This window comes from Microbispora sp. KK1-11, assembly GCF_006874435.1.
Lineage (GTDB): Bacteria > Actinomycetota > Actinomycetes > Streptosporangiales > Streptosporangiaceae > Microbispora > Microbispora catharanthi.
Genome location: NZ_VIRJ01000002.1, coordinates 154,326 through 168,934 on the forward strand (window position 1 = coordinate 154,326; position 14,609 = coordinate 168,934).

Genomic DNA, 14,609 nt, shown 5'->3' on the forward strand with positions numbered 1-14,609 from the left:
CCTCACTCCCCGATCGTGCCGAGGCGGGCGTGGCCCCTGAGCAGGTTGCGGGCGATCGTCCGGCGCTGGATCTCGTCGGTGCCCTCGAAGATCCGCAACAGGCGCAGCTCGCGATACCACCGCTCGATGGGCAGTTCCTTGGTGTAGCCCATGCCTCCGTGGATCTGCAGCACGCGGTCGACGACCTGGTTGGCCATGACCGCGCCGTTGAGCTTGGCGATCGAGGAGGCGTGCCGGGCGTCCATGCCCTGCTGCACGCGCCAGGCGGCGTGGAGGGTGAGCCACTTGGCCGCCTCGATCTCCACCTGCGAGTCGGCGATCATCCACTGGATCGCCTGGTATTCGGCGATCGGCTTGCCCATCGACATGCGGATCTTGGCGTAGTCGATCGCCATCTGGAGCATGCGCTCGGCCGAGCCGACCGCCCGCGCGGGGATCATGTAGCGGCCCTGGCCGATCCACTGCATCGCCAGTTCGAAGCCCCTGCCGAGCTCGCCGAGGATGTTCTCCTCGGGCACCCTGACGTCCTCGAACACCAGCGAGGCCGGACCCCACTGCCCCATCGTCGGGATCGGCTCGGACTTCCAGCCCATGTCGCGGTCGGCCAGGAAGCAGGTGACGCCGCCGTTCGCGCCCCTGTCCGGGTCGGTCACGGCGAACACCATCACGAAGTCGGCCTCGTTGCCGCCGGTGATGAAGGTCTTCTCACCGTTGATGATCCAGTCGCCGCCGTCCTTGACGGCACGCGTACGGATGTTGCGGGCGTCCGAGCCCGCGCCAGGCTCGGTGATGGCGAAGCAGGAACGGCGCTCGCCCTCGATGGTCGGGATCAGGTAGCGCCGCTTCTGCTCCTCGGTGCCGGCGTAGAGGATGTTGTCGGCCGACCCGCCGAAGCTGAACGGGACGAACGTCCGCCCCATCTCCATTGCGATGATCGCGGACATGACCGGGCCCAGGGCGGCTCCGCCGTACTCCTCGGGGGTGTTGATGCCCCAGAAGCCCATCTTCTTCGCCTTGAGCCGCAGGTCGCTGAGGACCTCGGGATCGAGCCCCGGGCCGCCGGTGCGCTCGCTGCGCAGCACCTCGGGTTCGAGCGGCATGACCTCCCGCTCCACGAACGCGCGGATGGTGTCACGGATCTGCAGTTCCTCTGGGCTCAGGGAGAAGTCCATCGACGCGACTCTTTTCTAGAATTGCTCTCTAGGAATCGGCTCCAGCCTGGTTCCCCGCCGAAGGGGTGTCAAGAGGTCTGGAATCACTTTCTAGAATTCAACCGGCTACGATGGCGTCGTCCCTGTCGACAAGGAGCCCAGATGGCACGCAAGCCCGGCGGCAGGAGCGGCTCGTGGGAGTGGAGCCGCACCGCCCAGACGCGTAAGAGCATGCTTCAGGCCGCCCGCGAGGTCTTCTCCGAGCACGGCTTCGCCGACGCCAACGTCGCGGACGTCGTCGAGCGCGCGGGCTCCAGCGTGGGCAGCCTCTACCACCACTTCGGGGGCAAGACCGAGCTGTTCCTCGCGCTGTGGGAGGAGCACCAGGCCGCCCACGAGGAGGCCGCCGCGTCCAGCGTCGCCGCGGCGAAGCAGGCGGGCGTGAAGGACCCCGTCGAGCTGTTCATCGAGGGGGCCAGGGCGTTCCTCGAAGGGTCCTGGCAGCGGCGCGACCTGGCGCGGCTGTTCATGGACGGCGACGGCCCGCCGGGGTTCGAGCTGATGCGGCGCACCCGCGGCCGGGAGTGGGTCCGGCAGAACGCCGTCCTGCTCGGCGCGGCGAACACGCCGACCGACCGTCTCACCGTCTCGGTCCTCACCAGCGTGATCGGCGAGGCCGGACGCGAGGTCGCGACGAGCGAGACCGAGGAGGAGGCCGAGGAGGTCGTCGAGGCGGCGATCGCGCTCATCCGCCGCTTCGGCGACCCCCTGGCCACCCACGACGACACCACCGGCGCCGCGGGTGGAGCGGGCGACGCCGGAGCCGCACCGAGCTGATTCCGGCGAGCCGCCCCCGGCGGCGCCCCGCGCGCCGCTCCTCCACGTCAGGCGGGGCGGAAGGCGGCCCTGCCCCGGTCGATCACGACGGTGCCGTCCTCCTTCGCCGTACGGAACAGGGCCGTCGCGCCGCCGTCGTTCGTCCAGACGGACACGGTCAGCGTCTCGCCCGGGAAGACCGGCTTGCTGAACCGTCCCGACATGGCCGCGAAGCGGGCCGGGTCGGACCCCGCCACCGCGTGCAGCAGCGCCCGCCCGGTGATCCCGTACGTGCACAGCCCGTGCAGGATCGGCCGGGGGAAGCCGGCGCGGGCGGCGAAGGCGGGGTCCGAGTGCAGCGGGTTCCGGTCCCCGGACAGGCGATACAGCAGCGCCTGGTCCTGGCGGGTCTCGTAGGTCACCGTGTGGTCCGGCGGCCTTCCGGGCTCGGCCCACTCGTCGCGGGGACCGCGCTCGCCGCCGAAGCCGCCCTCGCCCCGGATGAACACCGAGCTGCGGCTCGTGATCAGCAACTCGCCGCTTTCGGCGTCGGCCGCCCTGGCCTCCGTCGTCACGAGCGCCCCCGAGCCCTTGTCGTAGATGCCGGTCACCGTCGAGGTCGTCGATACGCGACCGGCGGCCGGCAGCTCGCGGTGCAGTTCGAAGGCCTGCTCGGCGTGCACGAGCATGGCCGGGTCGAAGTCGCCGAGCCGCCGCCCTGTCGGCGCCTGGGCGGCGAGGACCGCGAAGGTCGGCAGCACCCGCTGCCGGATCCCCGCCGAGTTCTCGGTGGTGAAGGCGAGCTCCTCGGTGCCCGCCCCGACGCCCAGCGCGTACAGCAGGGTGTCGGCGGACGTCCACGACCGCTCGCACGGCGGGCTCTCCACCCCGATCAGACCGTGGTCGAGCGGCATGTCACTCCTCCCCGTCCGGGATGCGCCCGCTGGTGAGGGCGTTCGGGGCGGCCTTGTCCACCAGGGCGGGGATCACCTCGCCCAGCTCCGCCGGATCCCACCGGGCGTCCTTGTCCACCCCCGGCCCGGCGTGCCAGCCCTCGGCGACGCTGATGTGCCCGCCGCGCACGTTGAAGACCCGGCCCGTGATCCCCCGCGACTGGGCGCTCGCCAGCCACACCACCAGCGGCGCGATGTTGTCCGGCGCCGCAGGGTCGAAACCGCCCTCGGCGGGCCGCCTCCCGCCCGGGATGAGGTTCTCTGTCATCCGGGTGAGCGCGGCGGGGGCGACCGCGTTGACCGTCACGCCGTAACGCGCCAGCTCCTTGGCCGCGATGATCGTCAGCGACGCGATTCCCGCCTTGGCCGCGCCGTAGTTGCCCTGGCCGGCGTTGCCGTAGATGCCGGACGACGACGTGGTGTTGATCACCCGGGCGTCCACCGGCTCCCCGGCCTTGGCCCTGGACCTCCAGTAGGCGGCGGCATGCCGCAGCGGGGCGAAGGTGCCGCGCAGGTGCACCCGGATGACCGCGTCCCACTCGTCGGCGGTCATGTTGACGAGCATCCGGTCGCGCAGGATGCCGGCGTTGTTGACCAGGACGTGCAGGTCGCCGAAGGTCTCCACGGCCCTCCTGATCATGCGCCCCGCGCCGTCGAAGTCGGAGACGTCCTCGCCGTCGACCACGGCCTCGCCGCCCATGGCCCTGATCTCCTCGACCACCTCGCCCGCGGCGCCGGTGGACGATCCCGTGCCGTCGACCTCCGCGCCCAGGTCGTTGACGACGACCTTGGCGCCCTGGCGCGCGAACTCCAGCGCGTGTCCCCGCCCGATGCCCCGCGCGGCGCCGGTGACGATCACGACGCGGCCTTCCACGATTCCGCCCATGCGCAGCTCCCTTGACTCGACCTTGACCCGATCGCGTGTGAACGGGATTCTAGTAATGGAATCTAGAATTCGGTAGGGAGGAGCCGGTCATGATCCAGCTCGCCGTACGATGACGGCCGTGCCGCAGACCGTTGCGGCGGACCCCGGCGAGCGGGAGCGGCTGCGCCACGCCTGGCGGACGCTGTCGGTCGTGAGCATGGCCAGCGTCCTGACCGCGCTCGGCGGCAGCGCGCTCAACGTGGCGCTCCCCCAGGTCGTACGGCAGACGCACGCGAGTGCGGACGCCGCGAGCTGGATCCTGCTCGCCTTCCAGCTCACGACGACCGTGCTCATGGTCGTGTTCGGCCGGCTCGCCGACCTGTTCGGGCGGCGCGCGATGTATCTCGGCGGCCTGGCCACCTACACCGTCGCCAGCCTGCTGGCCGGGCTCGCGCCGGACGCGTGGGTCATCGTGGCGCTGCGGGTGGTGCAGGCGGCGGGCGGAGCCATGCTGCTGACCAACAGCGCCGCCCTGGTGACCGCCGCCTTCCCCAAGTCGCGGCTCGGCGAGGGGATGGGCGTCTACACCGCGTCGTTCTCCATCGCCCAGCTCGCCGGCCCCGCGCTCGGCGGCCTGTTCACCGAGCACCTGGGCTGGCGCTGGGTGTTCTGGTACAACGTGCCCCTCGGCATCGCGTGCCTGGTCTGGGGCGCGGTGGCCCTGCGTCCCGGACCGCCGCAGGGCCGCGACCGGGGGCTCGACCTGTCCGGCAACGCGCTCGTGCTCGCCTGTCTCGGCGGCCTGCTGCTCGCGCTGTCGGAGGTGACCAGGCTCGGCTGGGGACATCCGATGGTGGTGTCCGGGCTCGTCGTGTTCGCGGTGACGCTGCCGCTGTTCGTCGTGCGGGAGCTGCGGGCCCGCCATCCCGTGGTGGACATCCGGATGTTCCGCGATCTCACGTTCGCCCTCGGGACGCTGGCGTCGTTCCTCAACTCGACCGCCAGGGTCGGGGTGGTGCTCCTCGTGTCGCTGTTCTTCCAGGCCGTCCGCGGGGAGGACCCGGTGAGCGCGGCGGTGAAGGTGCTGCCGCTCTCGATCGCGGCGATGGCGGCGTCGGTCGCGTCGGGCTTTCTGCTGCGCCGCCTCGGCCCGCGCACGGTGGCGGTCGCCGCGACCTCGCTGACGACGGCGGGCCTGGCCGTCCTGCTGTGGCTGATCTCCCCCGGCATGTCGTCGGCGTCGCTCACGGCCGCCCTCGTGCTGATCGGCGTCGGCTCGGGCATGTTCCTGCCCTCCAACACCACCGCGATCCTGGACGGGGTGCCGTCGCACCGGCTGGGGATCGTCAACGCCATGCGCCTGATGCTGCAGAACACCGGGGTGGTGGTCGGCACCGCGCTGGTCCTGTCGATCATCACGGTGCCGCTGCCGGCCGGGCTGCACGACGCCGTCTTCGCGGGAACGCTGTCCCACGTCTCGTCCACGGCGGTCGAGCAGCTCGTGACCGGCTACCGCTGGGCGCTCGCCTGCATGACCGCCGTCTCCGCGCTCGCCGTGTTCACCTGCTTCACCCGGAGACGCGCGGGCTCGTCCGTCAGCTGAGGACGCGGCCGTGGCGGTCGCGGGCCTTCAGCCGCACGGTCGGCATCTCGGGCGCGGGAAGGGCGTTCTGCCCGCCCGGGACGACGCCGAAGCGGCCGCCCCGCATCCAGTCGTCGCGCGCCCGCGCGATCTCCTCGTGCGAACGGCCGACGAAGTTCCACCACATCACCAGGGGCTCCTCGAACGGCGTGCCGCCGAGCACGAACAGCCGGGCCGGACCGGCCGCCTCCATCGGCACCGCCGTACGGCCCTGCCCGAGATAGAGCAGCGAGCCGGGGGCCAGCGCGACCCCGGCCACGTCGGCCGTGCCCGACATGACCAGCACCGCCGTCTCGAACGCCGGATCGACCGGCAGCCGGTGCTCTCCCGGGCCGGTGAACAGCACCTCGGCCCCGAGCAGCGGGGTGTGCACGAGGGCCGGCGAGCGCAGCGGTCCGGCCTCGCCCACCACGACCGTCACCGTGACGTCCCCGTCGCGCAGCACGGGCAGCGCCGCGTGGTGCTCGAACCGCGCCTCGCCGTGCCGCGCCTCCTCCGGCAGCGCGACCCACAGCTGCAGCCCGTGCATGCCCGGCGGGTGATCCGGTGGCGACTGCTCGGAATGGGCGATCCCGTGGGCGGCCGTCATCAGGTTGAGCTGCCCGGGCACGATCGCCTGGACGTTGCCGAGGCTGTCGCGGTGGAGGATCTCGCCCTCGGCGAGCCAGGTGACCGTCTGCAGGCCGGTGTGCGGATGCGGCGGCACCTGCATGCCCGGCCGGCCGCTCACGTCGTCGGGCCCGAAGTGGTCGACGAAGCACCATGCGCCGACCATCCGGCGCGGACGCTGCGGGAGCAGCCGGCGCACGGTCGTGTAGCGGCCGAGCGGCACGTCGTGGCCGGGCAGGAGCACGCTCTCCGGCTCCGCCTCGGCCGCAACGGTGCAGCCGTAAACCGCGGGTTCCCCGGGGCTCACTCCGATGCCTCCCCGCCGTCGAGGGAGAACCTGGCCCGCTGGTCGGCGGGCACCAGGTCGAGGTAGTCGTCCGGGTGCCGCTTGATGTACCGCTGCACGAACGGGCAGAACGGCAGGACCGACAGCCCGGCGTCCCTGGCGGCGTCGAGCGCCGCCCGGACCAGCGTCGAGCCGAGGCCCCGGCCCTCGAAGGCCGGGTCGATCTCGGTGTGGGTGAAGGAGATCCTCGGCCCGTTCAGCCGATAGTCGGCGAAGCCGGCGAGCGCGCCGTCCACGGTGATCTCGAAGCGGCTCGCCTCCGGGTTGTCGGCGACCTGCGGTTCTGACTGCTGCATCGGGATTCCTTCCAGGATTGTCGTCAGGCGGCGATCGTCGCGTGCATCTCCCACACGAGGATCTCGGCGGGCTCCGTCGCGGTGACCTTCTGCCCGCCGGTGGCGGTGAACCGCACGGCGTCGCCGGTCTCCAGGGTGCCCGCACCCTCCAAGGCGACGGTCCCCCGGGGTACGAACAGGTGCAGGAACGGCGCCTCGGGCAGCTCCACGCTCTGGCCCGGCTGGAGACGGGCGGCGTACAGCGCGGCGTACCGGTTCTTGATGCGGATGGCCGCCTCGCCGTCGTGCTTGTCCATCCCGCTGGCGACCGGCACCAGGCCGCCGGCCAGCAGGTCGTTCTCGATCTCCAGCTGCTCGTACCCGGGGGTGATGCCCGGCTCGTCGGGGACCACCCACATCTGGACGAAGTGCACGGGCTCGTCGTGGCTGTCGCCGCCGGTCAGCCGCCAGGAATCGTTCTTCTCCGAGTGCAGGATGCCGGTGCCGGCGCTCATGCGCTGAGCCAGACCCGGATAGATGACACCGGAGTGGCCCTCGGAGTCCTGGTGGACCAGCGAGCCCTGGAGCACCCAGGTGACGATCTCCATGTCGCGGTGCGGGTGCGTCTCGAAGCCGGTGCCGGGGTGGACGACGTCGTCGTTGTTGACCAGCAGCAGCCCGTGGTGGGTGTTGTCGGGGTCGTAGTGGCCGCCGAACGAGAACGAGTGCTTGGAATCCAGCCAGGAGATGCGGGTGGCGGCACGCTCGGCCGCCCGGCGGATGTCCACACGAGGGGTCAGCCTGGTCGTGGTCATGAGTGCCCTTTCCTCGTCGCCATGTAGATGATGCGTCATCTACTGGTGCCCTCAACATACATGACGAGTCATTGATTCCGGCTAGCCTGGGGACCATGAACAGCCCTCGGTGGCTCGACGCGGACGAGCAGCGCGCCTGGCGGGCCTACCTGCGCATGCAGGGCCGCCTGACGGCCCGGCTCAACCGGCAGCTGCAGGCGGACTCGGGTCTGTCCCTGGCGGACTACGAGGTCCTCGTGCACCTCACCGACCGGGAGGAAGGGCGGCTGCGGCCGTTCGAGCTGCAGCGCGACCTCCAGTGGGAGCAGAGCCGGCTGTCCCACCACCTGACCCGGATGCAGCGCCGGGGGCTCGTCAGGCGGGAGGAGTGCGCGGACGACGGCCGCGGCGCGTACGTCGTGATCACAGAGGAGGGCCGCCGGGCCATCACCGCCGCGGCCCCCGGACACGTGGAGACCGTGCGCCACCTGTTCTTCGACGGCCTCACCCGCGAACAGGTCGCCGCGCTCGAACGACTCGCCGCGGACGTCCTCGACCAGCTCGATTAACTGACCAGTCCCTCGGGGAAGACGACGTCGGCCACGCCGGGGACGGTCCTGGCGACCAGCTCGGCGATGCGGGCCGACCGTTCGTCGCCGGGGCCGTACAGTTCGACGACGCCGTCCCGCACGGCCGCGCCGAAGGACGACGTGTCGGCGCAGTCGCGCAGCGCCGCGAGCACGTCCTCGCGGATCCGCTCGTCCCCCTGGGCCAGCAGGCCCATCAGGTCGCGGCGGCTGACGATCCCCACGAGCTCGTCGTCGTGCAGGACGGGAACGCTCTTCACCCCGGTCGTGATCATCAGTTCGACCAGGTCCATGGTGTCGGCGCCGTCCCCGACGGTGGCGACGCGCGGCGTCATGACCTCCTCGACGAGCGCGGGCGGCCTGCCGGTGGGCAGGGCCTCGGGGCGCAGGAAGGCCCGGGGATTGGCCCCGAACTCGCCGCGCAGCAGGTCCATCTCGCTGACGATGCCGATCATCCGCCCGGCCGCGTCCACCACCGGTGCGGCCGTGATGTCCTGCTCGTACAGCAGGCGGACGGCCTGCTTGATCGTCGCCGTGCGCCGGACCGTCACCACCGGCGTCGTCATGATCTCGCGGACCAGCATCGTGACCACCTCCTACGCGGCCGGTGCGAGGGCGAGCGTGCCACCGGGCGCCGGTGCGACCCGTGCCCCGAACTCCCGGCTGATCCGGTCGAGCGTCGCCCGCAGCCACTCGCGGTCCTCGCCGCAGGCGTGCCGCAGCCGCATCCGTACGGCCCGCATCGGCGCCATCCGCAGCTCAAGCAGCCGCCCCGATCCCGCCTCGGCCGTCGCCTCGACGGTGACGAGGTACAGCAGCCGCAGGTCGTCGCGGTACTCCTCGTAACCGGCGATGCCCTCGTAGTCGTCGACGAAGTCCCCGCAGCCGTAGAGGATCAGCCGGTCCCGGTACACCTCGGCCGGGCGGGGATGGTGGGAGGAGTGACCGTGGACGAGATCGACGCCGCCCTCGACCAGCGCGTGCGCGAACTCGACCTGGTCGTCCTCGACCTCGTAGCCCCAGTTGGAACCCCAATGGATGGAGACGACCGCGATGTCCCCAGGCCGCTTGGCCTGCCGGACGCGGTGGACCGTCTCCGCCGCGGCGTCGCGGGACGCCCCTGACAGGAAGGCCACCCCGGGCCGGTCGCGGGCCGCCGCCCACTCGCCGGGGACGCCGCTGGACGGCATCGCGACCGCGAACACCAGGACCCGCCCACCGCCGGGGAGCGCCACGACCGCGGGCCGCCGCGCCTCGTCCTCGTCCCGTCCCGCGCCCGCCTGGTCGAGTCCCGCCCCCGCCAGCGCGTCCAGTGTCTCGGTGAGCCCGCGTACGCCGAAGTCGAGCACGTGGTTGTTGGCCAGCACGCACACGTCGGGCCGGGCCACGGCCAGGGCGGGGAGGTTGGCCGGGTTCATCCGGTAGTGCACTTGCTTGCCCGGCGCGAAGTCGCGGCTGCGGGTGATGCTCGTCTCCAGGTTCAGCACGCGTACGTCGGGGGCCGCCTCGTCCAGCACCTCCAGGGCGTCGCCCCAGGGCCAGGAGTAGCCGACCGGCCGCGGGATCGGGCCGTTCGCCTCCTCCGCCAGTTCGACGTACGCGCGGGCGTCCCGGACGCACGGCTCCTCAAGCGCGGGATCGCCGGGGTGCGGGAGGATCTGGTCGACGCCCCGGCCCAGCATGACGTCGCCGCACAGGAACAGCGTCACCGGATCCTCCGCCGCCGACCGCATCTCACCCCTCCCCCGTCACTATCGCGCAGCGGGCGCCGCCCGGACAGTGGGGGAAGTCCTTGTGGTGGGCCAGCCACAGACGGACGAGGGCGGCTTCGAGGTCGCGCACGTCCAGCCCCGCCTCGCCGGCGATCTCCCGCAGCCGATCGAGGGGGTGGTGTCCCGCGCCGAGCAGCCCGGCGTGCCGCCCTGCTTCCGATGCCCGGTCGTCCGGCGGCGGGTCCACCCCCGGCCAGACACCGCGCAGCTCGCGCAGGAACAGCGCGACCGTCACCGGGCCCCAGCCGGGCAGCGCGCCGAGCGCGGCGCGGGTCTCGTCCAGGCCGCCCCCGCGCAGCGCGCCGACCTCGCCGCCCACGGCCTCGGCGAGGCGGAGCAGCCGGGTGGCCGTGCGGTAGTCGTAGCGGGCGTAGCCGCCGCGGTCGAGGATCTCGACCAGTTCCTCCCACGTGCGGCCCTCGACGTCGGAGATCCCGCGCACCCCCGCCGCGGCCATGGCCCGGTAGGTGCGTACGGCGATCGCGGCGGAGATCCGGGCGCCGAACAGCGTCGCCGCGAGCAGCCACCGCTCGACCTCGCGATCCCCCCGGTCGACGTCGATGCCCATCTCCCGGGAGAACCTCCCGCCCAGGGCCTCGACGAGACGGCACGCGCGGTCCGGCGGGCGGGTCAGGTCCCTGTCCGCCGCCGTACGGCTCCGCGTCCTGGACGTCACACCTCCATCCTCCCCCCTGGCCGCCCGTCGTCACCGGGCGACGTCAGGCGCCGGACAGCAGGTCGTCCACCCCCTCGTTTCGGTGGAGGCGGCCTATCGCGTCGGCCAGCAGCGGGGCGACCGGGCACACCTCCAGCGACGGCAGGGCCGCCTCGTCCTGCGGCAGGGTGTCGGTGACGACCAGGCTCCGGATCAGGCTCCGGATCTCCGTACGGCACAGCCGCTCCCGCGCGTCCCCGGCGAACAGGCCGTGCGTCGCGGCGACGGCGAACGGCGGCGCCGCTCCCTGTGCGAGCAGGGCCTCGACGGCCGCCTCGATCGTCGCGCCCGTGCTGATCATGTCGTCCACGACCAGCGCCGGGCGGCCCGTGACGTCGCCGAAGACCTGCTCGGCCCGCACGTCCGCCCCGGTCAGCCGCGTCTTGCGCACCAGCGCGACGGGCAGCGCAAGCAGGCGGGCGTAGTGGCGGGCCAGTTTGACCGCGCCGAGGTCGGGCGCGACCACCACCGCGTCCTCCGGCAGTCCGCGCCCGGCGGTGCGGGCGAGAGCGGGCACGGCCGTCAGCGTCTCCACCGGCATCGGGCACACCGCCTCCAGCGCGGACGTGTGCGGGTCGACCGCGATCAGGCGCTCGACCCCGGCCGAGGCGAGCGCGGCCACCACCACCCGCAGCCCGATCGCCTCTCCCTCGCGGCGGCGCCGGTCCTGCCGGGCGTACCCCACGTAGGGCACGACCGCCGTCAGCCTGGCCGCGCCGCCCCGCCGGCAGGCGTCGGCGAGCAGCAGCGCCTCCATGACGTGCTCGCCGACGGGCGGCCCGGTGGGCTGGACGAGGTAGACGTCCGCGCCCCTGACACCGGTGACGACCGGCCGCGACTCGCCGTCGGGGAACCGCTCGACCACCGGGACGGACGGCTCCTGGTCCAGCGCGGCCGCGACGGCGGCGGCGAGCGGGCGGTTGGCCGTCCCGGCCACGATCCGCAAGGTCATCGCCGTTCCCCCCTCAAGCGCCTCACCGGCACCGTCCCCCGTAGGCGCCGGAGGCAAGCGCGGCGGGGGTCCGGGGGTCGCCCCCCGGTGTGCGCAACTCAGGGCACGCGGCAGAGGATCTCGCCGTGCAGGACGCTGAACCAGCCGTCCTCGCTCGCGGCCCACTCCCGCCAGCCGTCGGCGATCCGCCGCAGGTCGTCCTGCGTGGCGTGGCCTGCCTCGACCGCGCGGTCGGCGTAGGAGGACTGCACCGTGCGGTCGGCCCACAGCCCGCCCCACCATTCCCGCTCCTCCGGGGTGGCGTAGCACCAGGTGGACGACGACGAGGTGACGTCGGTGAACCCGGCCTCCCTGGCCCAGGCGCGCAGGCGGCGCCCGGCGTCGGGGTCGCCGCCGTTGGCGCGGGCCACCCGCCGGTAGAGGTCCAGCCAGTCGTCCAGGGCCGGGACCTGCGGATACCACACGAAGCCGGCGTAGTCGGAGTCGCGCACCGCGACGATCCCGCCCGGCTTGGTCACCCGCCGCATCTCGCGCAGCGCGCCCACCGGGTCGCCGACGTGCTGGAGCACCTGGTGGGCGTGCACCACGCAGAAGGAGGCGTCGGGATAGTCGAGCGCGTGCACGTCGCCGGTCGTGAAGCTCACGTTGCCCAGACCGCGCCCCTCCGCCTCGCGGCGCGCCTGCTCCAGGATGCCGGGCCCGGTGTCGAGGCCGATCACCTCGCCCTGCGGCACCAGTTCGGCCAGGTCGGCCGTGATCGTGCCCGGACCGCAGCCGACGTCCAGGATCCGCATGTGGGGCTTCAGCGCGCCCAGCAGGTACGCCGCCGAGTTGGCGGCCGTGCGCCAGCGGTGGGAGCGCAGGACGGACTCGTGAAAGCCGTGGGTGTACACGGCCGTTTCGTTTGCCATGCCGGTTACGATTCCACGTGTCTCGCGATTCGAGCAATTATGTTTCGCTATATGAGACAAATAGACGGCGGTGCAGGCGGCGCAGCAGCGCCGGGGCCCACCAGTTGGCCGGGCCCGCCAGCCGCATCAGCGCCGAGACGAGCACGCCGCGGATCAGCGTGGCGTCGACGGCGACCGTGAGCGCCATGCCGACGCCGAGCTGCTGCAGGAACACCACCCGTCCCGTGGCATAGGCCGCGAACGAGGCGGCCAGGATGGCCGCGGCCGCGGTGACCAGCGGCGCGCTGCGGGCGATGCCCGCGGGCACGGATGCCACGGCGTCGCCCGTCCGGTCGTACTCCTCTTTGATGCGCGCGAGCAGGAAGACCTCGTAGTCCATCGACAGCCCGTAGGCCACGCAGAACATCAGGATCGGGATGCTCGGCTCGATGGACCCGGTCGGCGTGAAGCCGAGCAGCCCGGACAGGTGGCCGTCCTGGAAGACGAACACCAGCGCGCCGAACATCACCGACAGGCTCAGCAGGTTGAGCGCCGACGCCTTGAGCGGCGCCACGACGCTGCCGGTCATGACGAACAGCACCGCGAACGTCACCAGCACGATCAGCAGGCCGATCAACGGCAGGCGTGCGGTCACACCGTCCCGGTAGTCGGTCAGCTCGGCCGGGTAGCCGCCCACCTCCACCGCGAAGGGCGCCGGAACGGCCCGCACCCGGCGCACCAGCCCGGGCGCATCGGCGTCGAGACGGTCGCTCGTCACCACCACCGACAGCCATGTGCCGCGCGCGGCGGCGAACCGCGTATCCACCGGCCCCGGGACCGGCCGGCCGTCCGCGTAGGACCCGGCGGCCGAGTCCACCCGCACCACGCCGTCGATCCGCGACAGCGCGGCGGCGTACGGCCCCGCCTGGGCGGCGTCGCCCTCCGGCGCGACCACGTGGACCGCGTCGGCCTCCTCCTGGGAGAAGCCCGCCCGGATCTGGTCGTACATCTGCCGTACGGGCGCCGAGGACGGCAGCACCCGGTCGTCGGGCAGCCCGAAGCGGACGCCGAGGAAGGGCGACCCGAGCAGCAGCACGACCGCCAGCGCCGCCCCGCCGAACGCCAGCGGACGGCGCACGACGCGCAGGGCGAGACCGTGCCAGAACCCGTGGCGCTCGACTCGGGCGGAGCCGGCACGCGCGACTCTGTGACCCAGCAGGGCCAGCGCGGCCGGGAGCACGACGGTCGCGCCGGTCACCGCGGCGACCACGACCGCGATCCCCGCGTACGCGAACGAGCGCAGGAACGGGAAGGGGAAGGCGAACAGCACCGACAGCGAGGCGGCGACGGTGACCCCGCTGAACAGCACCGTGCGCCCGGCGGTGCGGACGGTCCGCGTCACCGCCTCCGGCACCGGCACGCCGCGCCGCAGCTCCTCGCGGAACCGGAAGATCACGAACAGCCCGTAGTCGACCCCGAGCCCGACGCCCATGACCAGGGCGATGTTCGAGGCGAACGTCGAGACCTCGGTGAGAAGCACGACACCGCGCAGCAGCGCCAGCGACCCGGCCACGGCGAAGATCCCGACGCCGAGGGTGACCAGTGCCGCCGCGAGCCGCCGGTAGACCAGCCACAACAGCAGCAGGACCATCGGCAGCACGACCATCTCGGCCCGGACGAAGTCCCGCCTGGCCTGTTCCATGACCGTGCGGAAGACCTCGTCGGAGCCTCCGGCCCGGACGTCGATCACGGCGTCGCTCCGGGTGAAGCGCGGGGTCAGGGCAGGCAACACGTCACGGCGCACCCTGTCGGCGTCCCCGGGCACCCAGGCGAGCACCATCGCCTGCCGCCCGTCGCCGGAGCGCAGCGTGGCCACGCCCTGACGCGTCCAGTACGACCAGGCGTCGCCGACGCCGGGATAGGCCGCGAGCTCCCGGGTCAGCGCCCGTCCGGCGGCCTCGACCGGGTCGCTGTCGACCGTCCCCCGGCGGGCGGTGACCAGCAGCGCGACGTTGGGGCTCCCGGTGCGGAACAGCCGGGCGAGGTCGTCGCGCGCCCGCGCCGACTCCGAGCCCGGCGCCTCGAACCTGTTGAGGGACAGCGCGCCGATGGTTCCGGCGCCGACGACCCCGGCGACGAGCGCGATCAACACGCTCACCACGACGACCCACCCCGCTCTGCGTACGACGATTCCGGCCGGCACGAACCCCCCTGATAGTTTTACGAGCGATCATTCGTGTTT

Annotated in this window: 15 protein-coding genes; 3 read left to right on the forward strand and 12 right to left on the reverse strand. The window is 72.7% G+C overall.

Annotation, left to right across the window (positions count from 1 at the left end; genetic code table 11):
• Nucleotides 1–2 precede the first annotated feature (2 nt).
• A complete protein-coding gene (locus tag FLW16_RS03630) occupies nt 3–1,172 on the reverse strand; it encodes an acyl-CoA dehydrogenase family protein (RefSeq protein ID WP_142557585.1) in 1,170 nt (389 codons plus the stop codon).
• A 141-nt stretch (nt 1,173–1,313) separates the two neighbouring features.
• On the opposite strand from FLW16_RS03630, the gene FLW16_RS03635 reads away from it, so the two are divergent.
• On the forward strand, nt 1,314–1,988 hold the full coding sequence (locus FLW16_RS03635) for a TetR/AcrR family transcriptional regulator (protein ID WP_142557587.1): 675 nt from the start codon (nt 1,314–1,316) through the stop codon (nt 1,986–1,988).
• Nucleotides 1,989–2,035: 47 nt separating this feature from the next.
• Here the strand turns inward: FLW16_RS03635 and FLW16_RS03640 are convergent, their stop codons facing one another.
• Nucleotides 2,036–2,881 carry a MaoC/PaaZ C-terminal domain-containing protein gene (locus FLW16_RS03640; RefSeq protein ID WP_142557589.1) on the reverse strand — a complete coding sequence of 282 codons (846 nt, stop codon included), beginning with the start codon at nt 2,879–2,881 and terminating at the stop codon, nt 2,036–2,038.
• A gap of 1 nt (nt 2,882) precedes the next feature.
• Entirely contained in the window at nt 2,883–3,806 is a 924-nt protein-coding gene (locus FLW16_RS03645; RefSeq protein WP_142557592.1) for an SDR family oxidoreductase, read from the reverse strand.
• Between the two features lie 118 nt (nt 3,807–3,924).
• Here FLW16_RS03645 and FLW16_RS03650 point away from each other — a divergent pair, with 118 nt between their 5' ends.
• On the forward strand, nt 3,925–5,388 hold the full coding sequence (locus FLW16_RS03650; protein WP_260614847.1) for an MFS transporter: 1,464 nt from the start codon (nt 3,925–3,927) through the stop codon (nt 5,386–5,388).
• Here the strand turns inward: FLW16_RS03650 and FLW16_RS03655 are convergent.
• The 3 genes from FLW16_RS03655 to FLW16_RS03665 are packed head-to-tail and all read right to left on the reverse strand — an operon-like array spanning nt 5,381 to nt 7,472.
• Complete coding sequence (locus tag FLW16_RS03655; protein ID WP_221890877.1) at nt 5,381–6,343, reverse strand: pirin family protein; 963 nt, start codon at nt 6,341–6,343, stop codon at nt 5,381–5,383. The genes FLW16_RS03650 and FLW16_RS03655 overlap by 8 nt on opposite strands.
• On the reverse strand, nt 6,340–6,678 hold the full coding sequence (locus tag FLW16_RS03660) for a GNAT family N-acetyltransferase (RefSeq protein WP_142557596.1): 339 nt from the start codon (nt 6,676–6,678) through the stop codon (nt 6,340–6,342). Before FLW16_RS03660 ends, FLW16_RS03655 begins: the two co-directional genes overlap by 4 nt.
• Before the next feature lie 23 nt (nt 6,679–6,701).
• Entirely contained in the window at nt 6,702–7,472 is a 771-nt protein-coding gene (locus FLW16_RS03665; protein ID WP_142557598.1) for a pirin-like bicupin family protein, read from the reverse strand.
• A 95-nt stretch (nt 7,473–7,567) separates the two neighbouring features.
• Between FLW16_RS03665 and FLW16_RS03670 the strand changes: the two genes are divergently transcribed.
• The gene (locus FLW16_RS03670) at nt 7,568–8,020 is read left to right on the forward strand and encodes a MarR family winged helix-turn-helix transcriptional regulator (protein WP_142557601.1); all 453 of its coding nucleotides are present in this window, start codon (nt 7,568–7,570) and stop codon (nt 8,018–8,020) included.
• On the opposite strand, the gene FLW16_RS03675 is transcribed toward FLW16_RS03670, so the two are convergent.
• The 6 genes from FLW16_RS03675 to FLW16_RS03700 form a co-directional block, all read right to left on the reverse strand.
• Complete coding sequence (locus FLW16_RS03675) at nt 8,017–8,622, reverse strand: CBS domain-containing protein (protein WP_142557603.1); 606 nt, start codon at nt 8,620–8,622, stop codon at nt 8,017–8,019. The two genes, FLW16_RS03670 and FLW16_RS03675, sit on opposite strands and share 4 nt — an antisense overlap.
• A 12-nt stretch (nt 8,623–8,634) precedes the next feature.
• Nucleotides 8,635–9,771, reverse strand: coding sequence for a CapA family protein (locus FLW16_RS03680; RefSeq protein ID WP_142557605.1), 1,137 nt, complete (start codon nt 9,769–9,771; stop codon nt 8,635–8,637).
• 1 nt (nt 9,772) lies between these two features.
• Complete coding sequence (locus FLW16_RS03685) at nt 9,773–10,486, reverse strand: hypothetical protein (protein ID WP_142557607.1); 714 nt, start codon at nt 10,484–10,486, stop codon at nt 9,773–9,775.
• 43 nt (nt 10,487–10,529) lie between these two features.
• The gene (locus FLW16_RS03690) at nt 10,530–11,477 is read right to left on the reverse strand and encodes a ribose-phosphate pyrophosphokinase (RefSeq protein WP_142557609.1); all 948 of its coding nucleotides are present in this window, start codon (nt 11,475–11,477) and stop codon (nt 10,530–10,532) included.
• 98 nt (nt 11,478–11,575) lie between these two features.
• Nucleotides 11,576–12,388, reverse strand: coding sequence for a methyltransferase domain-containing protein (locus tag FLW16_RS03695; RefSeq protein WP_142557611.1), 813 nt, complete (start codon nt 12,386–12,388; stop codon nt 11,576–11,578).
• Between the two features lie 37 nt (nt 12,389–12,425).
• Complete coding sequence (locus FLW16_RS03700) at nt 12,426–14,570, reverse strand: MMPL family transporter (RefSeq protein WP_142557612.1); 2,145 nt, start codon at nt 14,568–14,570, stop codon at nt 12,426–12,428.
• Between the last annotated feature and the right edge of the window lie 39 nt (nt 14,571–14,609).